This window comes from Dongshaea marina (assembly GCF_003072645.1).
In the GTDB taxonomy this organism is placed as follows: Bacteria; Pseudomonadota; Gammaproteobacteria; order Enterobacterales; family Aeromonadaceae; genus Dongshaea; species Dongshaea marina.
In genome coordinates this window covers 841,990-863,397 of record NZ_CP028897.1, presented here as the reverse complement: position 1 = coordinate 863,397, position 21,408 = coordinate 841,990, and the positions used below count along the sequence as shown (strand labels likewise).

At 50.8% G+C, this 21,408-nt stretch carries 23 protein-coding genes and 1 pseudogene; 11 read left to right on the top strand and 13 right to left on the bottom strand.

Translation table 11 applies throughout. The features are described from left to right. Positions 1-72: 72 nt before the first annotated feature. Both DB847_RS26530 and DB847_RS26525 read left to right on the top strand, forming a co-directional pair. Positions 73-762: an apurinic/apyrimidinic endonuclease family protein gene (locus tag DB847_RS26530; RefSeq protein ID WP_407644436.1), complete on the top strand. Its 690-nt coding sequence runs from the start codon at positions 73-75 to the stop codon at positions 760-762. Beyond that, a complete protein-coding gene (locus tag DB847_RS26525; protein WP_407644435.1) occupies positions 714-1,394 on the top strand; it encodes an apurinic/apyrimidinic endonuclease family protein in 681 nt (226 codons plus the stop codon). Before DB847_RS26530 ends, DB847_RS26525 begins: the two co-directional genes overlap by 49 nt. 18 nt (positions 1,395-1,412) lie before the next feature. On the opposite strand, the gene DB847_RS04240 is transcribed toward DB847_RS26525, so the two are convergent. Further along, positions 1,413-2,207, bottom strand: a complete 795-nt coding sequence (locus DB847_RS04240; RefSeq protein WP_159084390.1) for a substrate-binding periplasmic protein — start codon at positions 2,205-2,207, stop codon at positions 1,413-1,415. Positions 2,208-2,501: 294 nt separating this feature from the next. On the opposite strand from DB847_RS04240, the gene DB847_RS04235 reads away from it, so the two are divergent. From DB847_RS04235 to DB847_RS04225, 3 genes are all read left to right on the top strand, one after another. Further along, positions 2,502-3,578 (top strand): DUF3103 family protein, encoded by a 1,077-nt coding sequence (locus tag DB847_RS04235; RefSeq protein ID WP_108649595.1) that lies wholly within the window; start codon positions 2,502-2,504, stop codon positions 3,576-3,578. A gap of 160 nt (positions 3,579-3,738) precedes the next feature. After that, positions 3,739-4,104, top strand: a complete 366-nt coding sequence (locus tag DB847_RS04230; protein WP_108649594.1) for a DUF1622 domain-containing protein — start codon at positions 3,739-3,741, stop codon at positions 4,102-4,104. A gap of 526 nt (positions 4,105-4,630) precedes the next feature. Then, positions 4,631-5,521: a LysR family transcriptional regulator gene (locus DB847_RS04225; RefSeq protein WP_108649593.1), complete on the top strand. Its 891-nt coding sequence runs from the start codon at positions 4,631-4,633 to the stop codon at positions 5,519-5,521. A 287-nt stretch (positions 5,522-5,808) separates the two neighbouring features. Here DB847_RS04225 and DB847_RS04220 read toward each other — a convergent pair whose 3' ends face one another. Then, positions 5,809-7,869, bottom strand: a complete 2,061-nt coding sequence (locus DB847_RS04220; protein ID WP_159084389.1) for a GDSL-type esterase/lipase family protein — start codon at positions 7,867-7,869, stop codon at positions 5,809-5,811. Between the two features lie 309 nt (positions 7,870-8,178). After that, positions 8,179-8,319: a hypothetical protein gene (locus DB847_RS24220; protein WP_159084388.1), complete on the bottom strand. Its 141-nt coding sequence runs from the start codon at positions 8,317-8,319 to the stop codon at positions 8,179-8,181. A gap of 96 nt (positions 8,320-8,415) precedes the next feature. Between DB847_RS24220 and DB847_RS26520 the strand changes: the two genes are divergently transcribed. Further along, entirely contained in the window at positions 8,416-8,730 is a 315-nt protein-coding gene (locus tag DB847_RS26520; RefSeq protein ID WP_108649591.1) for a DUF1496 domain-containing protein, read from the top strand. A gap of 336 nt (positions 8,731-9,066) precedes the next feature. Here the strand turns inward: DB847_RS26520 and DB847_RS04210 are convergent, their stop codons facing one another. The 3 genes from DB847_RS04210 to DB847_RS26510 form a co-directional block, all read right to left on the bottom strand. Beyond that, positions 9,067-9,777 carry a substrate-binding periplasmic protein gene (locus DB847_RS04210; RefSeq protein ID WP_159084386.1) on the bottom strand — a complete coding sequence of 237 codons (711 nt, stop codon included), beginning with the start codon at positions 9,775-9,777 and terminating at the stop codon, positions 9,067-9,069. Between the two features lie 146 nt (positions 9,778-9,923). Continuing rightward, complete coding sequence (locus DB847_RS26515; RefSeq protein ID WP_407644434.1) at positions 9,924-10,538, bottom strand: MFS transporter; 615 nt, start codon at positions 10,536-10,538, stop codon at positions 9,924-9,926. A gap of 11 nt (positions 10,539-10,549) precedes the next feature. Beyond that, positions 10,550-11,305: an MFS transporter gene (locus tag DB847_RS26510; RefSeq protein WP_407644433.1), complete on the bottom strand. Its 756-nt coding sequence runs from the start codon at positions 11,303-11,305 to the stop codon at positions 10,550-10,552. A 277-nt stretch (positions 11,306-11,582) separates the two neighbouring features. Between DB847_RS26510 and DB847_RS04200 the strand changes: the two genes are divergently transcribed. Then, positions 11,583-12,059, top strand: coding sequence for a DUF2780 domain-containing protein (locus DB847_RS04200; protein ID WP_199911715.1), 477 nt, complete (start codon positions 11,583-11,585; stop codon positions 12,057-12,059). 100 nt (positions 12,060-12,159) lie between these two features. Here the strand turns inward: DB847_RS04200 and yiaY are convergent. Further along, positions 12,160-13,310 (bottom strand): annotated as a pseudogene (yiaY, locus tag DB847_RS04195) (L-threonine dehydrogenase). A gap of 503 nt (positions 13,311-13,813) precedes the next feature. On the opposite strand from yiaY, the gene DB847_RS25920 reads away from it, so the two are divergent. After that, positions 13,814-13,945 carry a hypothetical protein gene (locus DB847_RS25920; protein WP_267897740.1) on the top strand — a complete coding sequence of 44 codons (132 nt, stop codon included), beginning with the start codon at positions 13,814-13,816 and terminating at the stop codon, positions 13,943-13,945. Positions 13,946-13,985: 40 nt separating this feature from the next. Here the strand turns inward: DB847_RS25920 and DB847_RS04190 are convergent, their stop codons facing one another. From DB847_RS04190 to DB847_RS25910, 6 genes are all read right to left on the bottom strand, one after another. Next, entirely contained in the window at positions 13,986-14,813 is an 828-nt protein-coding gene (locus DB847_RS04190; protein WP_108649588.1) for an energy-coupling factor transporter transmembrane component T family protein, read from the bottom strand. Beyond that, the gene (locus DB847_RS04185; protein WP_108649587.1) at positions 14,803-16,512 is read right to left on the bottom strand and encodes an ABC transporter ATP-binding protein; all 1,710 of its coding nucleotides are present in this window, start codon (positions 16,510-16,512) and stop codon (positions 14,803-14,805) included. Before DB847_RS04185 ends, DB847_RS04190 begins: the two co-directional genes overlap by 11 nt. Before the next feature lies 1 nt (position 16,513). Next, the gene (locus DB847_RS04180; RefSeq protein ID WP_108649586.1) at positions 16,514-17,074 is read right to left on the bottom strand and encodes an ECF-type riboflavin transporter substrate-binding protein; all 561 of its coding nucleotides are present in this window, start codon (positions 17,072-17,074) and stop codon (positions 16,514-16,516) included. Positions 17,075-17,318: 244 nt separating this feature from the next. Beyond that, positions 17,319-17,723: a hypothetical protein gene (locus DB847_RS04175; RefSeq protein ID WP_108649585.1), complete on the bottom strand. Its 405-nt coding sequence runs from the start codon at positions 17,721-17,723 to the stop codon at positions 17,319-17,321. Between the two features lie 204 nt (positions 17,724-17,927). Further along, positions 17,928-18,281 (bottom strand): DUF2076 family protein, encoded by a 354-nt coding sequence (locus DB847_RS25915; protein WP_267897739.1) that lies wholly within the window; start codon positions 18,279-18,281, stop codon positions 17,928-17,930. Further along, the gene (locus tag DB847_RS25910) at positions 18,278-18,601 is read right to left on the bottom strand and encodes a DUF2076 domain-containing protein (RefSeq protein ID WP_159084384.1); all 324 of its coding nucleotides are present in this window, start codon (positions 18,599-18,601) and stop codon (positions 18,278-18,280) included. The genes DB847_RS25915 and DB847_RS25910 overlap by 4 nt, the downstream gene beginning before the upstream one ends. Positions 18,602-19,055: 454 nt before the next feature. Here DB847_RS25910 and DB847_RS04160 point away from each other — a divergent pair, with 454 nt between their 5' ends. The 3 genes from DB847_RS04160 (at position 19,056) to DB847_RS24215 (ending at position 21,404) form a co-directional block, all read left to right on the top strand. After that, positions 19,056-19,943 carry a LysR family transcriptional regulator gene (locus DB847_RS04160; RefSeq protein WP_108649582.1) on the top strand — a complete coding sequence of 296 codons (888 nt, stop codon included), beginning with the start codon at positions 19,056-19,058 and terminating at the stop codon, positions 19,941-19,943. Between the two features lie 128 nt (positions 19,944-20,071). Beyond that, positions 20,072-21,037, top strand: coding sequence for a trehalose operon repressor TreR (gene treR, locus DB847_RS04155; protein WP_108649581.1), 966 nt, complete (start codon positions 20,072-20,074; stop codon positions 21,035-21,037). A gap of 226 nt (positions 21,038-21,263) precedes the next feature. Continuing rightward, positions 21,264-21,404, top strand: coding sequence for a hypothetical protein (locus tag DB847_RS24215; RefSeq protein WP_159084383.1), 141 nt, complete (start codon positions 21,264-21,266; stop codon positions 21,402-21,404). Positions 21,405-21,408 lie beyond the last annotated feature (4 nt).

The following is a 21,408-nucleotide window of genomic DNA, read 5'->3' as shown; positions in this document are numbered from 1 at the left end:
GGAAAAAACATAATTGCGACCCCTTGCTCCCTTGATAAAAATAGCTACATCTCAACCGATGGAGTCGATGCGATGACACGCTATTTTGAACCCAAATCCCCAATCCCCTATCTCGGCCCCGATAGCCGGGAGCCTCTGGCTTTTCGTCACTATCAGGCCGATCAGATGATCCTTGGTAAAAGCATGAGAGAGCAGCTACACTTTGCCGCCTGCTACTGGCATAACTTCTGCTGGAGTGGTGACGATACCTTTGGCTCGGGCACCTTTGAACGCTCCTGGAACAGGGCTGAAGATCCCCTGCAGCGAGCCCGCAATAAGGCGGATGCCGCCTTTGAGTTTTTTAAGACACTCACAGTGCCCTACTACTGCTTTCATGACATAGATGTTGCCCCCGAGGGAGAGAGTCTTCGAAGCTATGTGAGCAATCTTGACGCCATGACCGACTACCTTGGCGAGAAACAGCAGCAGACAGGGCTTAAGTTACTGTGGGGAACCGCCAACTGCTTTAGTCATCCGCGCTATGCAGCCGGAGCGGCCAGCAACCCGGATCCACAGATCTTCAGTTACGCTGCCTCTCAGGTCTGCTGTGCCATGCAGAGTACTCTGCGTCTCGGTGGTGAAAACTATGTGTTATGGGGGGGCGCGAAGGTTATGAAACCCTGCTCAATACGGATCTCAAGCGCGAGCGTGAACAGCTTGGCCGGTTTATGCAGATGGTGGTCGAGCACAAGCATAAGCTTGGGTTTAGCGGCAATCTGCTGATTGAGCCCAAGCCCCAGGAGCCCAGCAAGCACCAGTACGATTACGATGTTGCCACCGTGTATGGCTTTTTACGCCAGTTTGGCTTGGAAAAAGAGGTCAAGGTCAATATAGAAGCCAACCATGCCACGCTGGCCGGTCACTCCTTCCATCACGAGATCGCTATGGCGCTGGCCCTTGGGATCTTTGGCAGTGTCGATGCAAACCGCGGAGATCCCCAACTGGGTTGGGACACAGATCAGTTCCCTAACAGTGTTGAGGAGATGACACCAGTGCTCTATGAAATCCTCAAGGCTGGCGGAATGCAGCAGGGAGGCTTTAATTTTGATGCCAAACTGCGCCGTCAAAGCTGCGATCTCAACGATCTGCTGTATGCTCATATCGGAGCCATGGACACCCTGGCACTGTCACTGAAAAAAGCGGCTCGCCTGATAGAGGAGCAAAAACTACAACAGCTTACCGAACAACGCTACCAGGGGTGGAGCTCTGCCCTGGGGCAGCAGATCCTCAGGGGAGAAAGCTCGCTGCCAGATCTTCTGGACCAGGCGCTGACCTCCCAGATCTCTCCTAAGCCCTGTAGCGGACACCAGGAGTACCTGGAAAACCTGTTGAATCACACCCTCTACGGCTCTTAAAACTCGATATCAGGGGGCTTATGGAGCTCCCTTGCTCTTGCCAGCCAGCGGGTGACCATAATCAGAGAGGATGAGCTGATACTCATCACTGTCTTTGACCTTGTCAATCGCCCTTTGAAAGCTCGCTACCAACTGATCCGGAGTCTTCTTGTTCAGGGCATAATAGGGAGCGCTTGCCCCCAGAGAGTAGACCACTTCAAACTTGTTGCGCTCCAATCCCAGCTTTTCAAGGGTATCAAATACCGAGGCTGTGGTCGCCCACAGATCGATGCGCCGGTTGAGTAGCTGACGAGCCAGGAGCTTTGGCTTATGGGTCACCACCAACTTATCCGGATCCACACCGACTCGGATCACATACTGCTGCCCGGCATCGGAACGAATCACCCCGATTCGATAACTATTCAACTCAGAATCCATCGCTATCCGCAGATGGCGCTCCCGCAGCGCCACCAGGATCACCTCGATATTTGGCACTATGGGCCCGGCCCACTTAAACAGAGCCTCCCGCTCCAGAGTACGAGCCGTGGAGAAGAGCACATAACCCTGAACATTCAAAGCCAGGTTGTAGGAGCGAGCCCAGGAGTTGCACTTGATATCCTGTGAGCGCATCGAGTACCCCGCCTCCCTGGCCGCCGCCAGCAATAGCTCAACCGCAATCCCTTTCAACTCCCCATTGTGCCGATAGTTATAGGGAGGAAACTCCTCCGTCACATAGGAAAGACGGGTGAAATCTTGGCCGGATGGCGAGGCGCTTTTCGCCTGACCACTCAGGATGAAGGACAAGCACAAGGCAATAATCAGTCGACAATCCAAAACTGTAACCATGCAAATAATAGGTTTACTCAAATTCTAGTGAATCTTCTGGGACCATGAAGCTCACCCTGGGCTTAGGCCTGTATTAAATTTTCCACACAGAGAAAAATAGAGATCAAATTCACAAATAATTAGTTTAATAAAAACAATAGATGCCTCTTAAGCACAAAACATGTAGTGTATTTTTTAGACAGATGTTTAGACCCATAGGTCCGGCCCTCTGCTTAAACTTCATCCCGATTATTTCCTTACATGCTGCGCCCTTTGCCAGCCACTTTTTAGGAGAATAAGGATATGAAACATATCTGCATGCTGCTTATTGGGCTAGTTATTAGCTCCACCGCCCTGGCTGACAGCCAGCAAACGCGCCGGGAGTTAGCGCGTGAGCTGGCGATGCACAGCCAGACTCTACTCCCGAAACTTGCCAATCAGAACTACCAGGCTCCTCTTCAGAGCTTGCTGGCACACAAGCGAACGGCTCGCTCCATCTCTTCCCTCAGTCAGCTGAGTGCACAGGCAAATCAACAAGCAATAGGAAAAATGGGATTGACCGGAGAGGTCGACTCATTAATGCAGCTACGGCTGGCAACCCCCGACCAGCAATCTGCCCTGAGTTCAGGGGTCGCTCCGCTGGTTGCCTATATCCCGGATGGTGACGAGTCCCAGTGGAGTTCCATTGAAGCCTTTGATCGCCAGGGGAATTCGGTATTACTGGATGTCAATAAGGCCCCTGATCGTCCAGTACTGGTGGTTGAAACCGATGCCCATAAAGCCGCTCAGGCTGGGATCCGCATGATGAATCGGGCACTTAAAAAAGAGGGGCTGAGCAGTGACTCGCTTCCCCCAGCAACTGAGCCTCTCAAAACTTCAATCTTAAGTAAAATCCGCCTGGAAAATGACGAGGAGCCATGGATTCTAGGTGACGCCGAGATTTATGCCATAGTTGCCGGAATCAATCCGGGAAGAGATGAGCCTGTGGTCGATATCATCGACATGCCCTATCTGGACCATGATAAAACTGTCTATACTCCCAACCAGATCCTGATCTATTGGGATCGTTATCGCTGGGCCGCTGCCGATCTGGTGCTGATGGAGCAGGACAGCAATACCAACTACAAGGAGCTCACCAAGCTATTGGTTGAAGTTCTCAAAGAGAGCCTGAAGATCGCCGGATATCCACAGAGCGCCCCCTTCCTGGATCTCGGAAACCGCATCATAGACGCGATTCCCGATGATTGGATGACCAATAGTGATGATTATGTGGATTCCTTCTACACCCTGGAGCAAAACCGTCACTACCAGGACTATTCGGGAGCTCGCAACAACGCGGTGATCTCACTTGAGCCCAGAGAGTTTGCCCCGACACACTAACCCACATCTCACCAGGGTCACCCCAGGGTGGCCCTTTCTATGATCTTCCAATTGACTAATCCTGCCTCCCGGATTGACGGCCTTCGAAGAAGCAGCTAGCACTTAAGTAACGGCTATGAGTTTGCTGTAACTGCTGCCCATTGAGGTTTTGGAGTCAGCCATGGATGAAATTGTTCATATTGCCAGTCACTTCGTAGTGCAATGCCTGCATCTTCTCGCCATCACGGTGATCTCCATAGGTGTGATCAAGGGAATGGTGATCTTCATTCGTGAGTCCCTGATTGAAAAAGACTCTGCCACAGCGATTCGCGAGAGCCGCCTCGAGCTGGGCTACACCTTCTCACTGGCTTTGGGTTTTCTGATCGGTGGCAGTATTCTCAACACCACCATTGCCCCCACTTGGGAGGATATCGGACAACTGGCCTCGATTATCGCGATCCGTACCGTACTCAACTACTTCATGCTGCGCGAGCTCAAGGCGATGGGAGCATTGAAGTCTGCCAAGGAAAAACCTGATCCAGATTAGCTGTGACTAAAACGAAAAATAATCAGAACCCCAGGCGCTCTCGATAGGTGATAAGTGCCTTAATTTGTCGCATTGCTCATTGGAGTTCATATTCACGAAAATATTTCAGATAAAAAATAAAATATAATTTATTCAATAGCTTATACTGGATAATCAAGTTTCCAGCTAGCTTAACCATATCCTCCCTCCTGGAGAGGGTATTGATATCCTCTCTAACAAATTGCGCTGGTTTTCAATTTTTTCTAGCATGGGTCCATTAAAATCCTTTTCCAAACAGGCTTATTTTCTCATTCGCTTAACCAGCACCCGGAATACCATGCAAAATATAAGGATATATCAATGCGATACAAACTCATTTCTTCACAAAGAGTGAACCCTGAATTTTTAGATCTGCATCAGCACGAGACACAGGTTGCAACAATGAGGATGACCTCTGTCAATCAAACTGGGATCCCCCAGTCCTATTGAAAAAATTTTCAAGAGTAAGACGACTCCAGCCACTTTTGATTAAACGGGAGAACCTACCATGAATCTGATCAACCTGATGACAGCATTCAGGGCGGTTGCCGAAGAAAAAAGCTTTAAGAAGGCCGCTGAAAAGTTATCCGTATCTACGGCAATTATAAGCCGGTACATATCTCAGCTCGAGACAAGCTTAGAGATAAGACTTATTAATAGAAGTGCCAGAGCGATCAGCCTGACCGAAGAGGGAAAGATTTACTATGATAAGTCCCTCTCAATACTGAAAGACATTGACAATCTTAACACCTTGTTTCAAGAGAAAAAAAAGCTTCCATCAGGCAAAATTAGGCTTACCACCTCAAGTCTTTTTCTGGAAAAGCTCATTACTGAGGAGATATGTAGCTTTTTAGATAAGCACCCACAAATAGATATTGATATCACAACAGACAATAAGCTGGTAAACCTTATCGAATCAGGAGTTGACCTTGCAATACGCTCAGGAAAACTTGCGGATTCTAATTTAATATCAAAGAAACTGTGTGGCTATGAAGTCATATTATGCGCATCACCTGAGTATATAACAAAACATGGATTACCAGGTAAGCCTGAAGATTTACACCAACACAAATTGATTTTAGACTCAAACGTATGCGATGAGTTGAAATTTAAAAATGACTTCAACATAAGCCTGATAAATGGCCAGTGCTCCTTGAAAATAAACTGTGGCCATGTATTAAGAAAGGCTGTACTAATGGGCCATGGCATTGGAAGTGTAACAAAGTTCAGCGTGATAAATGATATAAACAAAGGGCGATTAATACAAATACTGGAAGACTATGACATATTAAATCGTAACGCATACCTCTTATATCCGAAAAAGAACCATCTGCCATTAAGAACCAAACTTTTCATTGACCATTTAACAAAATCCTTTGAAAAGCGAAGGAACATATAACCACTGGGTTATGTCTCAGATCCGTTGCTCATACAAATGTGTACTAATTTCAAGGTCACCAACCTTCTGTCGCAAGGATGCGGCAGCAGAGGTTCCATGGACGGATACACACCGTGTTGGCGAGACGTGAAATTAGACATCAACAACAGATGTGAAACACGACCAACCACTGTTACCATATTAGTTTTGTATAGTGGGCTATCACAGACTTGATAGCCCACCAGGATTATACCGACACACCTCACACGACCGGGAAAGCCAGCGACGCTTTAACACAAATTAGTTGGTCAATAATTTCCATGGTCCCGAGCTTGAGGATGCAGCTGGCTCGTCCCGCGAGTCCACCATTTTGCCTCATAGCGGTTGCCCTGATAACTCACGATTTCCGACTGTAGGTACACTCTCGTTGGATCCCATGCACTTCCTGGCTCAGGTGCCGGTCCCTCCCAAACATAGGAGATATCCGGTTGATTGTTCTGGGTCCACCAGCGCGCTGTATATACCACTCCCTGGTAGCTGGCCTGATCCCCCTGATGGTATATCTTGGTGGGATCCCACTGATCTTCGGTTGGTGTGGCCTTGGTCGTAAAGATCTCGGTATCTGTCAGAGAAGAAAGCCCCTCAACTGAGGCCGTAACCTGAAGCTGATACTGAGTCGAGGCACCCAACCCTGTAAACAACTTGCTGTTACCACTCCCCTCGTCAACCATCTGACCACTGGAATCGAGTAGCTGATAGTGATAGCTAATTATGCCTTCGCCATGTACAACTTCTGCTTGCCAGCTCGCCAAAGCTCCGTTTTCGCTAATATTACTGATCACCGGCCGCTGTTCCCAGTTTAGCGATGCAGACTGGGTCGATGCCGTCCTAAAGGTTTCAGTACCGACAAGATCCGGGTAATCATTGGCAGAAGCTGTGACCGTTAATCTGTATTGGGTATCTTCAGCAAGAGCACTGAAAACAGCAGAGCTCCCAACCCCTTGAGCAACCAACTCCATATCCGGGCTCTGTTGCAGTCTATAGCTATAAGTTATAACCGGGCCCGTATCCACACTGGCAAGCCAGCTGGCTGAAGCCGAATTCACTGTCACATCGGTTACCGATGGCTCCGAGCTCCAGCTAAGCTCCTGGATCGGATCCAGGGAACAGTTCACATTGCCTGCGCCATGTTCAGCAAGAATCCCCTGCACCGAGTTATTCCTCTTCATCTGTTCACATAACTTAGTCGCCAACTTCTGCTGGCCACTCAGAGCTGGGTGGGTTAGATCCCCAGCATAATCTCCCTCGGGGGCATTGAGCGGAATCAACCAGGGATCCTCTTTTGTCCCCGGATCTACAACCATTATATTGGTAAACTCACTGGCGACCTGCTTAATATCCTGCTTAACCTGGGTATAGTTAGGATCAGCCCATGTGATAGTTTCCACCAATGTGGTCAAGGATACGATATAGGCATTAGGGTAATTACTGCGAATCGTATTGAGCATTCTCCGATAACCCGATTTGAAGTTTGTGGAGTTAAAGGATGTTAGTGCTACATCATTCGTCCCTAAAAACAGCACTACTATATCCGGTTGCCAGGAGCTGAAATTCCAATTCACTGCAGTGCCCGTGGGCTGACTCCACTGGAAATTATTATAGGTAAACTGTTGATCCATTGTAATAGAGTCACCAGCATTGGGAGTCACCCCTATTCCACTCTTAGCAATAATACTCCACTGATCAGTTTGGAACATTTTTGCCAACAAGGCACCATAGGAGTGAAGGGTGTTTTCATATTGAACCGCACCTGAGGACTGCCCATCCGGATTATCCACTTTCCAGGCGGCAGTAATCGAATCGCCGATAACCTCTATTTTAATCCGCTCGCCATCATTAATTGGTTTAATTTCAATGCCATCATCACCGATAAACCCCTTCAAGGTCGTCTGACCAAAAGAGGCTTCAGATGTACGATGAAGTTTAAGCATATAGGTAGTGGAAGGATCTAATAAGGTATCCTGGGTCACAGAGGATTGCAGAGCAATGACTCCTGTTCCTGAGGGTAGGTCTGTTTTTTCAATCTTTCCGGTAAATCCCACGGGATACAAACTGTATTTATATTCGATACTTCCGGAGGACTGCAGGTCGACACTTATCTGGCTGCTATTAGAAAATTTAAGTCGCGCAGTATTCCCCCAACTTGTTCCCTTACTATTACCACTCACCGTATTCCAGCGGCCGGAATACTCAATATCTTCACTGAGCGCTGAAATCCTTTCAACGGCTTCTGCCGGGAAACCAAGAATTAGCGGTGAGCATAGTGCAAGGCTAATAGGTATCTTATTCAGGCTGGTATTATTTCGCATTATCATACTCCCTGTAAATCTGACTAAAAGACTGATTAACCTAGGTACAATACAAATGCGATTCTGATTATAAGTCAGGGGTTAGAAATTAAAAACAGCATCCTGGTTAACTTAGGTTTAACCAGGATGCAATGACTAATAGCAAGTAAGTCATAAAGCTAAGATGATACTGCTTTGCTCCTTAATGGCCTCCATAGCCCCGCTCTTCCTGATGAGCCAGCCTGGTCTCCCTCAGACGAGCATTTTCCTTTCAGTGCTCTGCGTTGTAGCTAAGAGTATCAGGTTATAGATAGGTTTTGCCTGTACAGCTTAAGCCTGAGAGTGAAGCCCTACTGTGCAGCTCACATCCTTGACCCCATGCTCATCAAGAATCGCCTTGATCGAAGGGTTATCCTTCATAACCTGGCACAGATGGGTCGCCAACTTTGGTGCCCAACCTGATGATGACAAAATAGCTCTCCATTGGTAATTCTGCTCTCCACCACGACAACTACAACCAGCAACCTGTACTTCCGAGCTCATGCTGTCTTTAATCAAAGTAGCCCTATGGCTTTAAAAGGAATTAAAGCGATGACTCTCATAAAACCCCTGGTGTTTATATCATGCTTTGCAGTCTCTGCTTTCGCATTTGCCAACACCCTTGCAAACACCCATTTAAGCGGGAAAATGCAACCCTCGATGGCCACAAGTAAAGCTCATCCCCCATTGAGTCATGTATGCTGGTATAAAAATGATCGATACTCAGTCGGCGCAATTTTGCCGATAGATAAGCATATCTATATTACGTGTGTATCCAAAGTCGATGCAGCCGAAGGCGCATCAAAGTTCCCGGTCTGGGTAAAGGTGAAGCTGGATAATTAAAACTTGATCATTACCAACCCCTTACCACATGGGTGACAAGACTTTCTGATTCAGTGGCCTGGGTTATCAGGATCCTAACCCCTGCCACCGAGCACGCAGTAAGCTGCTTTTAGACAACTTACTGCGTGCCCTTAAATGATATCCAGGCAATCGACAAACCAATTGAAACGATCGACTAAATAACTGTTCCAAATAGTAGATCACTTGGAGCAACTGTTGAATTGTGAATGAGCAGACCCTCTGCGTCATGGATGACGCGGTGGAGCCTCCATGGATGGATTCATAGCGTGTCTGCTAGCACACATCAACAGATGTAGCAGTAATAGGATCAGCTATTTAGTCCTGTAACCCCATGGTATGCAGGTCATCTATCTTCTTATTCAGAGCACTCATAAACCCCTTGTTGCTCGCAAGGTAGCTTTTCGAGATATAGATCCCAATCCCCCGAGAGGATTGAACATATTGCTGGTAGGCCGAGTGCTTGAGTCCCTGCTCATCCGCAGACTGTTTGAACACCATCTCCGCCATGAAGATGGCATCAATCTTCCCTGCTTTAAGCTTGCGAATCAGCTCTGCGGTATTGAGCTCCCGGCTCGTGACCTTGTAAGCATTCCTCTCCAGCCAGCGCTGGGTATTGGTTCCAAATACGGTCCCAATTCTGGCATTCTCCTTAAACCTTGGATCACTTGGGGTGAGTGAGTAACGGCTGGATACAAACCAGCTCCAGCGATTGAGCATCAGGGGCTTGGAGAAAACCGCCACCGAATCTCGCTCGGCATTTTTAGAGGCCAGGAAAAAGCCGTCGACCCTGTGATTCTTTAAATCGGCCAGTGCTTTGGCATAGCTGGGTACCAGTTTGATCTCATAGGGAACTCCCACCTCATCGAGCACCTGAGCCATCTTTTCATAGCCATACCCCTGGTAAGAGCCATTGATCATATAGGTAAAGGGCGGGAAATTTGGCATCGCCAGTACAAGCTTGGTATAAGAGGCCAGGGAGGGGAGTGGAATGAGCAAAACAAGCCATAGCAATACACGAAACAGCATCCGGGCCCCCTCTCCTTTCATTCCTGAATGAGAGGCCTGCTGAACTCTGTATCGAGCTTGTCACAGCTCAAATGCCAGCGCCTCTCTCTAAACTCTATAGTGCGGAATTAACCTCCGCCCTGTCAACTCATGGGTCACCGGCTATCTCAGTCTGCGACCAGGTGCTGGCCATCAGACTTTTTAAGATATAGAAAAGCCAGAGCAGATAGCAGGGTCAACGCCCCCATGGTCAGAAAGGTCAGGTGAAAATGGTCCATCAGGCTACCGGGAGTATAGCGGGTGTAAAAATGCAGGGCACTGGCACAGATAGCCACTCCAAAGCTGATGGAGAGTTGCTGAGTGACTGCTAACACGCTATTTCCCGAGCTGGCATCATCATCACTGAGATCCCCCAGGGTAATGGTATTCATCGCGGTAAACTGTGTCGCTCTGACCACTCCGAGCCCCAACAGCAGAGCAACAGCAAACCAGAGAGATACCTCGGGGGATATCAGCGCAAACAAGCCGATCATGACCCCGATGATCCCGGTGACCCACAGCAGGGTCAAGCGAAAGCCAAGCCTGTGCAGGACTCGCTCCACCGCCGATTTACCTAATAACGAGCCCAAAGCCAGCGGGATCATCATCAGGCCGGCAAACAGGGCTGAAAATCCCATCCCAACCTGCAACATCAAAGGGACCAGAAAAGGGATAGCACCGGAGCCGAGCCGGGCAAACACATTGCCACGGATCCCTATTTTAAAGGTTCGGGTCTCAAACAAAGATAAAGGGATCAGGGGCTCAGGATTACGTGCCGCATGCCACAGATACCCCCGAGCAGCACAGCCCCACCCAGCAAGGCTATCACTGGCAACAGGCTGTTGACGGCCGCCTCCCCCAGAAGCTCAATCCCTCCCAGGATACAGACCAGACACAAGCCAAATAGCAAAAAGCCCAACCAGTCAAAGCGCCGCCTGGTGCTGGTTACATTTGGCATATAACGCCAGGTCAGGATAAGTCCGATGATCCCAACCGGGATATTGATTAAAAAGATCCAATGCCAGCTGGCATAGGTCACAAAAATCCCCCCAAGCAGAGGACCGACTACCGGGCCTATCAAGCCGGGCATGGTTGCCAGGTTCAACACCCGAACCAGCTCCCGGCGCGGATAGCAACGCAGCAGGGCCAGCCTTGCGACCGGAACCATCATGGCTCCCCCCACTCCTTGCAGGACCCGTGAAAAAACCAGCTGAGTCAAAGTCGTGGACATGGCACAGGTCAAAGAGCCCAAAGTAAACAAAAAAACAGCCAGGGCAAAAACTCGTCGGGTGCCGAAACGATCAGCCAGCCATCCGCTGACCGGGATCAGCATTGCGACCGTCAGGGTATAGCTGATGATCGTCAGCTGCATCGCCAGCGGTGAATGGTGCAGGCTGCGAGCCAGGGCCGGTATTGCGGTATTGATGATGGTGGCATCCAGGGTCTGCATAAAAAAAGCCATTCCGGCTATCCAGGGCAACCAGGCCACCCGAGATGAAGTTACAGTCATAACATCTCCCAGAAGAGGTCACAGGCTCAGTTCCGTGCTTATGAGAGAGAGCCGGCAACAAAGAGGAGTAAAGATGAGCGGGGCTGAAGCCCACCCAAAATCGGCGCGCCATTATACCATACCCAGGATTGACTGAGGCCTCAAAATGTGAGCTATATCACTCAGGTTCAGCCAGGATTCAGCGATCTCGCCGGAAGGAGCCTCATCGAGAATTCCTTCCTCCACCATCAGGGGTTACACTGGTAACGAATATAAATGAAGGGAGACATTTATGTATATGCGCCGGATGATACACCTGAGCATGCTCATCAGCCTGCTATCTTTCACGAGCTTGAGCCACGCCTTTGGTTTATCCGATATCATGGGATCGAATGACCAAACATCGGCAACCTCTGAGCTTGCCTCTAATCCGTTAACTCAGATGATCACATCCCAATTGGGAGTGTCGACACAGCAGGCCGCAGGAGGAACCGGAGCCCTGCTGGCAATGGCTGCCAATCAGCTCAGTGGCGGACAAAACCAGGAGCTGACCAAGCTCATCCCCAAAAGTGAGTCACTCACAGGCTCAGTCCCCGCCGGACTTGGGGGGCTACTAAATAGCCAGAGTGGGGTTAATCAGGTGTTCAGCGCCCTTGGCATGAACTCAGGCATGGTGAGCCAGTTTGTCCCCATCATCCTCAAGTATCTTGGCAGCCAGGGTGCAAGCTCAGGGTTGCTCAACTCACTGTCGAGCCTCTGGACACCGGCGAAATAACGGCGAACGAAAGCCCCGGCAACACCGATTCTTTGGCACAAACAATAAAGCCGGTGACCCATGCACCGGCTTTGTTTATCGGAATCTTGAGGTCAGCCCGTTATAGGGCAGCCTCGTAGATCCCGATCACTTCCTGGTGGCTCGCCTGGATAGGGTTGGTCAGGCCACAGGCATCATTCAGGGCATTTTGTGCCAGAGTTGGCAGATCTTCCGCCTTCACGCCCAGCTCCTGCAAGCCTGCCGGAATACCGATATCCTGAGCCAGCTGACGAATCGCAGCCAGCGCAGCTTCCGCCCCTGCTGTGCATTCATCCCTTCAACATCTACTCCCATCAGCTCGGCCACCTTCATCAACCGCTCAGCCGAGGCCTTGGCATTAAACTGCTGAACATGAGGCAACAGCACTGCATTACAAACGCCATGGGGCAGATCATAGAAGCCACCGAGCTGGTGAGCCATCGCATGAACATAGCCAAGGCTTGCATTGTTAAAGGCCATTCCAGCCAGGAACTGGGCATAGGCCATCTGCTCGCGAGCATGCAAGTCATCACCATGCTTAACCGCCTGGCGCAGATTTTGTGCAATCAGGGTGATCGCCTTCTCAGCCGCAGAGTCGGTCACCGGAGTTGCGATGGTCGACACATAGGCCTCAATCGCGTGAGTCAGGGCATCCATACCGGTCGCAGCGGTCAGCGAGGCAGGCTTAGCCAACATCAGCTCCGGATCATTGACCGACATCAGAGGAGTCACATGCTTATCGACGATCGCCATCTTAATGTGACGGGCCTCATCTGTGATGATACAAAAGCGGGTCATCTCACTGGCGGTGCCCGCCGTGGTGTTGATGGCGATCAGCGGCAGCTGAGGCTTAGCCGACTGATCAACACCCTCATAATCCTTGATGCTGCCACCATTAGTCGCAACCAAAGCGATCCCCTTGGCGCAATCGTGGGGTGAGCCTCCCCCTAATGAGATCACCAGATCACACTGATTCTGCTTGAGCAGCGCCAGGCCATCTTCAACATTGGTCACGGTCGGGTTAGGCTGGGTGCCGTCGAATACCACGGACTCGATCCCCTTCTCCTGAAGCAGCCCTGCCACCTTGGCAACCACACCGATAGAGTTCAGCACCTTGTCAGTCACGATCAGCGCTTTCTTATAGCCGTACCCTGCGATGTCATTGGCAGCCTCGGTCAATGCACCGGCTCCCATCACGTTGATGGCTGGAATATAGTATTTGAATGAAGCCATTGTTTTTCCTTAACACAAATAAAATAGAGCAAAAATGCCAAGGCAGTGTACTACCGGGGAAAGATGTAACAAATAGTGGCCGCAGGTCACTTTCAGGTAACAAGAGGTTTCCATGATGTAAGTCAAATTAGCTGAAAACACCCATGAAAACACCGAACAAAAAACAATCTAACCTTTTAAAATCAAAACCTTATATGGATTTCTTTGTCCGGATTTGTGATATACATCAACAATGTCATCCGGTTTCGATTCCCCCGCTCCCCAGAGGCGAAAGGTTGCCACCTGCCTAAGGTCAAATTCCCGGCAATCTGCCATCACTCCAGGAAAAAGAGCATCTGCCAAATCAGCTATACAATTAATTTTCTATAAGAAACATAAAACTAGCGTGAAGCTGGATTAACTGGCATTAAATCTGCAAAGCTTTAGCACATCATCTTTGCAGTCGCTATGGGATGGCACCAATGAGCAGAGGGAGATACGCCGACAGTAGAAGGTTATCCGCTATGGCTAATATTAAACAAAAAGTCGATCTAATCATTGAAGGTGTTCGTTATAACAAGAGCGCATTCAAGATTCTTGCGATTTTCACCTCGGTTCACGTCATCTTGTTTGTGATTGCTCAGGCGTTACTGTAGGCAAATAACAAAGGCTCCAATGGAGCCTTTGTTGCTGTTTTTATCCCGGAAACCAGAAGCCACCGGATACCACGCTCTTAAGATAACAGAGCAGGCCGATCAGCAGCACCCCCACCAACAGCATCCACCAATCCAGCCGGGCCAAAGGCTTGCGGTGATACCAGCTACGGGAGCGCCCACAGCCAAATCCCCTGAGCTCCATCGCATTACTCACCACATCGATACGCTGCAATGAGCTGATGAGCAGAGGAAGTATCACCACGAACAGGTTGCGGGCCCTTTGCATAAAGGAAGCCTCTCCCTTGCGAAAACTTATCCCACGGGCCTGCTGAGCATTCACGATCGTCCGGTATTCCTGCATGATGTTAGGAATATAGCGAAACGCAATATTGATGGCGTAAGCAATCTTATAGGGAACCCCCACCCGGTGAAGACTGGAGGCAAGTTGACTCGGGTGAGTCGTATAAATAAAGAGCAGGGTCACCGGAAACAGTGACAAATACTTCATCGAGATCGTCGCTACATACAGCAGGGTTTGCGCAGACAGAGAGTAGCCGTCAAGCTCCAGCAGCGGCGTGCTGTCCCCGACCAACTTATCGGCAAAATGGGGGCTGATCACCAGAATGAACAGCACATTGAGTAGATTGAAGCCAACAACCAGGTAGAAGATGCCTCGGATCTTGTGCCAGGGGATCCGCGCCAGAAACAGCAGGCCAAACCCAAGCACAACCATCACAGCGCCGATCCGCACATCCAAAAACAAAAAGGTCGCTACCGCCCAGATGATCAGCAAGCCGAGCTTCAGGGCACTATCCATTCGGTGAAAAACTGAGCTCCCTTCGATATAAAGACTGCTGTTAGCCTGCATCTCTTAGCTGCCTCTCATATGCAATATAACCATCAACAAACGCCATGGGATCTTCAACGGCCAACAGCTCAGCTATCTTACCCAGGCTATGCTGCTTGAGATTGGCGCGACTCACCAGGCAGTGATCCGTCAGAACTTTAGAGGGGCGGTCATCGGCGATAATTTTACCATCACACAGCACCAGTGCCCGCTCGCAATATTCAAGGGCCAGATGCATGTCGTGAGTAATAAACAAAATGGCTACACCACTGCCTGCCACCCGCTCAATAAACTGCATGAATTCATTGTAATGACGATAATCCTGTCCGGCGGTTGGCTCATCAAGGATCAAAAGCTTGGGCTCCATCGCTAAGATCGCCGCAATGCTGACCCGTTTCTTCTGTCCGTAGCTCAGCTTAGCAATTGGCCAGTTTCGATAGCCATTCAGACCACAGACCTTCAGGGTGTCATGAACCCGCCCCCTGAGCTCATCTCCACTCATTCCCCGCAGTTTAAGGGCAAAGGCAACCTCATCGTAAACCACATGCTTGGTCAGCATCAGGTTAGGATTTTGCATCACATAACCAATCTGCTGCCCCCGCTGCATGATGCTGCTGCGGGTCACATCCTCCCCCTCAAGATAGATTGAGCCCTGACAGGGCGAGAGGATCCCACTGATCACATTCGACAGGGTCGACTTGCCGGCACCATTGGCTCCCAGCAAACAGACGATCTCTCCCTGACACAGGGAGAAGTTGATCCCCTCAAGCTGAGGATCCTTTGAGGGATAGGCAAAAGAGAGATTCTGTAAGCGCAGTAATTCCCGGTTACGTCGCACCACAGCTCGCTGCCCGTCAAGGCGCTGATACCAATCGAGGATCGGCTGGCGGAACTTATCCCGGGTTATATGAGCCGCCTCAGAGACCCGGTCTGCGGGCTCAAGGGTGCAACCGGCATATTCCAGCAGCTTAATATAGTGAGGTGCTCTTAGTCCGGTTTGCTCGAGGCAACCACTGGCAAGGATCTGATCCGGGTGGCCATTGGCCACGATCCGTCCCTTTTCAAAAACGATGATCCGGTCAAAATCCTGCTCAAGTACCTCTTCGATACGGTGTTCAATGATGATGCAGGTCTTGGATTGCTGGCGATGGATAGCATCGATAAGTTGCATCGCCCGTTGTCCGGTCTGAGGATCCAGGTTAGCAAGCGGTTCATCAAACAGCAGGATCGGAGCCTGAGTCGTTAACACACCAGCCAGAGAGATGCTCTGCTTTTGCCCTCCGGAGAGCTCATGGGGACTCATCCGCTGCATATCCTGCATCCCCACCTCAAACAGAGCCTGCTCGACTCGCTCGCGCATCTCATCCTGTTTAAAGTTCCGGTTCTCCATGGCGAAAGCCACATCTTCAGCCACCGACAAGCCGATGAACTGACCATCCTGATCCTGCAAGATGGTCGAGAGAACCTGGCTGGCATCAAATATTGAGGCCTGACGGCTATCAACACCTGCGATCTCCAGCTTTCCATGCATCTCCCCCTCGTAAGCATTGGGGATCAATCCATTGAGGCAGTAGGAGAGCGTTGATTTACCCGAGCCACTGGCACCGGCGATCAGTACCTTTTCGCCGGCAAAGATCTCAAAATCGAGATCATGCAGGGTGTTTTCAGCCTGAGACAGGTAACGGAACGAAAGTGATTTACCGCGAATAATCGGCGTCATATCAATCCTCGACTCGCAGGTTGGAATAGCGCTTATTCGACAGTAAAAAGCCCATCACAGCGGGGATCCCGAAACAGAAGATGATCAATAGATTAGTGGCTGTGATCACCACCACCTGGAGCAGGATCTTGTTCGGTGGCTCCCCCATCAGCAGAACATCACAACCTCCGGCAAAAAAATAGGCGGCAAAATTTCCCACAACCGTCAGCAGGCTCAAGAACAGGATATGCCAACGGCTATAGTGCCCCAGCTTGACACTAAAGCCGGGAAACACAGCGATGAGGCCGATAAAAAATCCGAGGATGCCGGAGCTGAGCTCCCAGTTCCACCACAGGCCCCATCCGGCCAGCATATCGGTCAGAATATGCCCGATAAATCCCACAAGAAAACCAACTCCGGGGCCAAACATCACAGAAAAGATGGTTAAGATCGCCATCGCCGGCTTGAGCTCGCTATTCGGGCCGATCGGGATCCCGACCAGCCCGAGGACACCATAAAGTGCGGCACCAATACCGATAATCACCACGGTCTTAGTGTTGATGCTGAATAATTTACTATGCATGGAAGTGAAAACCCTGCTAGTCGCCCCATCTGAACAGATATAGACGGCCAGCCTTCTGAATAAAAAGCCGGCGTAATCTCTCAATTTCATGGGCTTTTGTCAATCTATAATCACCCCGGTAACCCCTATATTGGCTAATAAACAGCCTGACCTTGATCCCGGGTATATTTTAATCAACTACGGGACTAAAACCGGCTCTGGAGCGGCATGACAAAGAAGGGAGTTAATCGACTTCGGGAGAGAATCAGGAGCGCTGACGGTTCTTCGACGTCATGTTCAGGGATTTTGAGCCCAAGGCAGAGGAGCGGCGCCTCGCAGAGCTAAATAGCTGGCGCTGCAGTATATAGGTCAGATCTTGTTGCTCTTTATGCGAGAGGGTCTTGGGGGCTGAGCTCACCTGGGGAGTCGCCCCTTTTGAAGCTAAGCGGACCGCCAACCGTTCCAGCAGGTCAAACAGTCGCAGCAGTATGCCTGGACCAAGGGTGATGACCAGGTAAGCAAGCAGTGCCATCACAACCGCCGGACGTCCCAGATCGGCAATCCATACAGGCAGGGCTGTAACTCCCAGCAGGGCAAATAGCAGCACCCCACTCATCACCACTGCGGCTAGCTGCAGATGAAGTGAGATGAAGTGAAATAAACGCCACATGTAGCCCCTTTTATGCACCCTGTCCTCTCCTGTTTTCATATGCCATTTCAGGCTCGCAACTCGCTGAAATATTGTCAAACAAAGGGCCGATATTTACGGCAAACCTGAATAAAACCCGGGTTTGCTGTGGCAGTTTTTGTCTGATTCCTGTCTCACCGATACAAGCCAGACTGGATAACGCCAAGCCTTGTCGCAGACTCGCGCTTACCAGTCACTATCAAAATCGCCGCTGAAACTGTTATCCGAAAAATCAGAGCCTGCCCAGCTACTATCGGTAAAATTACTGCTATCGATAAAGGGGGTAGTGCTGTCATCAGCAAGCCAGTTCCCCTGAGACACATCCCCCATATAGGGCCCTGCATCCACCTGTGGAGCCTCATTGATAATCGTCTGGTTCACCAGCTCTGTTGGCTGCCCCCCCAGCAGGGACTCCCCCGGGGTAAAAAGGTGGCTGATCCCCTCAAACAGCAATGCTCCACCAGCCACTCCGATGGCCGTTGATGCCGCCCGTCCAAGAAAACTATCGGCGGTAAAACGCCCTGAGTTAGCCGGATTCACTCCTGTCGCTGGGTATCCACTCCCCTGCACCGGCTTAGCCCCCTGAGATGCCCCTCTCTTTTGGCCAAATAGCCCCCCAGAAATGAGGTGCGCCCGGGATCTTCAGGCTGCTGACCCCTGAGCTCCTCCAGCTGTTGCTTCTGCTCCCGAAGGGCCTGCTCCTGGAGCAAAACCGCCTGAGTTAATAGATAAACTGCATGGGGTTGGCCGGCGATCTCCTTAGAGATCAGCTCCTCTGCCCGGGGATCGATCGCCTGATCTGACGAGCTCTCCAACCGTTTCGCTAAATCAACAATCAGCTGCTTCTCATGCGCTTGCATCACATCTCCAAATCTATTGTCTCTGACAGCAGAGCTCTGCTTGCCCATTTCTGTGAGCCCACCAGCTTCTGCAGCAGATCGAATGAACCAAAGTCTATTGCAGGACTTGGCTCACACAAAAAATATTTATGCCCCCAGAGGGCTCGGTTCATCATCATAACAATTCCGGCTGAACCCACCCAAAATAGATGCATACAGAGACGACTCAGCAAACTCAACAGGGTCCTGACACTCTGTTCGCGACGCAAATTAAGAACTTTAGTGACTCGGGCCAGCCGATGGGCAACAATGGAGAGGAGTTTTCGGTGTCCAAACGCTGAGTCGGGCAACTGATTCATCGTGCCCGGTCATCAGCGGCCAAACGACTATGGCCATGCCAGCAGTTCTGCCCCACAAGTAAGTGCAGCAACGCCCTGAAATCTCCACAAAGCCAATAGAAAAATGCGAGAGCCTCATGAACTTTTCTCTGGACCAACTACTTGCCTTTGTCACCGCAGCACAAGCGGGCTCCTTCTCAGCCGCCGCTCGTGAGCTGGGCAAAGCGCAGTCGGTAGTCAGCACCGCCATATCCAATCTGGAGATCGACCTGGGACTGACCCTGTTCTCCCGGGAGCAGCGCTCACCAACGCTTACCGAACAGGGTGAGAGGCTACTCCCTGAGGCGCGACTTATTCTTGAGCGATGTGACTACCTGAGCGATCTGGGGCTCGCCATGGGCAAAGGTCTTGAGGCCAAACTGACCCTGGTGGTCGATGATATCGTCTCCACCGGCTGGCTCAGTGATCTCCTCAAGGAGTTTGCCAGCCTCTACCCGGAGATCGAGTTTGAGCTGCTGTTTGCCAAGATGGATGATGTGGTCGACATGGTGCACTCGGGACGAGCTCACCTAGGGATCACCGAGCGACTGGATAATGCTCCTCTCACCCTGGGCTTTCGTGGTGCCGGGTCGGTTCATGTGGTCGCTGCGGCCTCCAATCAACACCCCCTGGCACACAAGTCACAGGTGTCGGCCCTCGATCTCAAGCAGTACCGGCAGATCCTGGTTACCGATAAACAAGCGGGAGCCGGTCGTAACCGGGCGCGGATCGCCAGTGATATCTGGTGGACCGAGAGCCACTTCGGAGTGCTGGACATGATCCAGGCCAATATCGGTTGGGGGTTTATTCCCGAGCACCTGGTGCAACACCCCCTGGCTCTGGGAGAAGTCTCGACCCTTGCGATCGATTTCGACCAAGAGATAGTGATTCAACTGGATCTCTTGTGGACCCAAAAACAGAGCCTGGGTCCTGCCGGGCAGTGGCTGCGTCAGCAGTTGGGTTCGATGGGAAATCCCGGCACTTAATTAAGTAAAAAGCCCGGGTACCTCACACCCTCAGCCCTCTTGTGCCCTTGATCCAGCTGTCTCATTCATGCCAAGATGTCAAGCTCCCTGCATTCATACTCCCGGCGAATGAGTCGCCTTTTTTCAAAATGCAAAAAAACTTAACCATTCTCGATATTGCACAGATGGCTGGTGTCGGCAAATCCACCGTCTCAAGAGTTCTCAACCAGGACCCGAAAGTCAGGGCTGCGACCAGGGATAAGATCTTAAGTCTCATTGAAGAGGTTGGATTTGTCCCCAGTCGCTCGGCCAAGGCGATGCGCAGCAAACACTCCATGGTCCTGGGGGTAGTTCTCACCCGTCTGGACTCACCTTCTGAAAATCAGCTCATCCGTGGCATCCTCTCTGAACTGACACCTCACCACTATGACACCATCCTGATGGAGAGTCAGATGGAGATAGACAAGGTGGAGCACTGCCTGACAACTCTTAAGCAGCGTGGCGTTGATGGCGTTCTTCTGCTGGGGTTCACCGGCCTGGACGCTCAGATCCTCAAGTCCTGGGAAGAGCGGCTGGTACTGCTGGCATGGCCCGTTGATGGCTTCTCATCGGTTTGCTATGACGATGAAAGTGCGATCCAGATGGCCTGCAGCCACCTCTATGAAAAGGGAAAGCGCCAGATAGGCTTTATCGGAGTCAGCTCCCAGGATGAAACCACAGGTCGACGCAGGACCCGGGCGTACCTCGATTTTTGCAAAGATTACGCCCTGGAACCGAACTATGCGACCGGCGAGCTGAGCTTTCAAAGTGCTTATGACCTGGCTGCCGATGTGATCACCGAGCAAACCCAGGCGCTGGTCTGTGCCTCTGACACCCTGGCATTGGGGGCCTCTCGTTATGTCCAGTCGATCGGCCGCGATGATATTCAGATCTCCGGTGTCGGCTACAGCGAACTGCTGCAGTTCCTGTTTCCGGATACCATCAGCATCGATCTGGGTTACGAGCGGGCTGGCCACCTGGCCGCCAAACAGCTGCTGGCACAGATCCAGCAAAAGGCACCGATCTCACAGCAACTCTGTGAATGCAGCCTGCACACACCCGAGACCGTCAACTAGCAGAATCGGCTGGATGAGGAGATGGTAACTGTTTGCCATCTCCCTGCCCTCCCTCATCCCACAATAAGTTTGTGCCAAATGGCCAGCCACAGCTGTCAAAGCTGACAGTTTAGCTACCGGACCGATCCCAGACCTTCTAAACTTAAGCATTAGACAACCCGCTCTTTGAGTAGCTTCAGGATCCGGCACAAGGAGTGTGCCGCGGGGTAAAGCAAGGGACGCGACCATGAGCCAGCAAAGAACTATCGATCTTCGGGAGCACTTTCATCGCAAGCAGCCCCAGTTACAGCAGACCTCACCCCATGAGAACACCCGCTTAACTGAACCCTGGACGGCGTTGTTTCCTAAATCCGAGTCTGATAATTGACTTG

Bases quoted from the DNA above. Each gene is read 5' to 3' on its own strand.
- DB847_RS26530 (WP_407644436.1), top strand. From the start codon at position 73: ATGACACGCTATTTTGAACCCAAATCCCCAATCCCCTATCTCGGCCCC.
- DB847_RS26525 (WP_407644435.1), top strand. From the start codon at position 714: ATGGTGGTCGAGCACAAGCATAAGCTTGGGTTTAGCGGCAATCTGCTG.
- DB847_RS04235 (WP_108649595.1), top strand. From the start codon at position 2,502: ATGAAACATATCTGCATGCTGCTTATTGGGCTAGTTATTAGCTCCACC.
- DB847_RS04230 (WP_108649594.1), top strand. From the start codon at position 3,739: ATGGATGAAATTGTTCATATTGCCAGTCACTTCGTAGTGCAATGCCTG.
- DB847_RS04225 (WP_108649593.1), top strand. From the start codon at position 4,631: ATGAATCTGATCAACCTGATGACAGCATTCAGGGCGGTTGCCGAAGAA.
- DB847_RS04220 (WP_159084389.1), bottom strand. From the start codon at position 7,869: ATGCGAAATAATACCAGCCTGAATAAGATACCTATTAGCCTTGCACTA.
- DB847_RS26520 (WP_108649591.1), top strand. From the start codon at position 8,416: ATGGCTTTAAAAGGAATTAAAGCGATGACTCTCATAAAACCCCTGGTG.
- DB847_RS04210 (WP_159084386.1), bottom strand. From the start codon at position 9,777: ATGCTGTTTCGTGTATTGCTATGGCTTGTTTTGCTCATTCCACTCCCC.
- DB847_RS26510 (WP_407644433.1), bottom strand. From the start codon at position 11,305: ATGACTGTAACTTCATCTCGGGTGGCCTGGTTGCCCTGGATAGCCGGA.
- DB847_RS04200 (WP_199911715.1), top strand. From the start codon at position 11,583: ATGCGCCGGATGATACACCTGAGCATGCTCATCAGCCTGCTATCTTTC.
- DB847_RS25920 (WP_267897740.1), top strand. From the start codon at position 13,814: ATGGCTAATATTAAACAAAAAGTCGATCTAATCATTGAAGGTGTTCGT.
- DB847_RS04190 (WP_108649588.1), bottom strand. From the start codon at position 14,813: ATGCAGGCTAACAGCAGTCTTTATATCGAAGGGAGCTCAGTTTTTCAC.
- DB847_RS04185 (WP_108649587.1), bottom strand. From the start codon at position 16,512: ATGACGCCGATTATTCGCGGTAAATCACTTTCGTTCCGTTACCTGTCT.
- DB847_RS04180 (WP_108649586.1), bottom strand. From the start codon at position 17,074: ATGCATAGTAAATTATTCAGCATCAACACTAAGACCGTGGTGATTATC.
- DB847_RS04175 (WP_108649585.1), bottom strand. From the start codon at position 17,723: ATGTGGCGTTTATTTCACTTCATCTCACTTCATCTGCAGCTAGCCGCA.
- DB847_RS25910 (WP_159084384.1), bottom strand. From the start codon at position 18,601: ATGCAAGCGCATGAGAAGCAGCTGATTGTTGATTTAGCGAAACGGTTG.
- DB847_RS04160 (WP_108649582.1), top strand. From the start codon at position 19,056: ATGAACTTTTCTCTGGACCAACTACTTGCCTTTGTCACCGCAGCACAA.
- treR (WP_108649581.1), top strand. From the start codon at position 20,072: ATGCAAAAAAACTTAACCATTCTCGATATTGCACAGATGGCTGGTGTC.
- DB847_RS24215 (WP_159084383.1), top strand. From the start codon at position 21,264: ATGAGCCAGCAAAGAACTATCGATCTTCGGGAGCACTTTCATCGCAAG.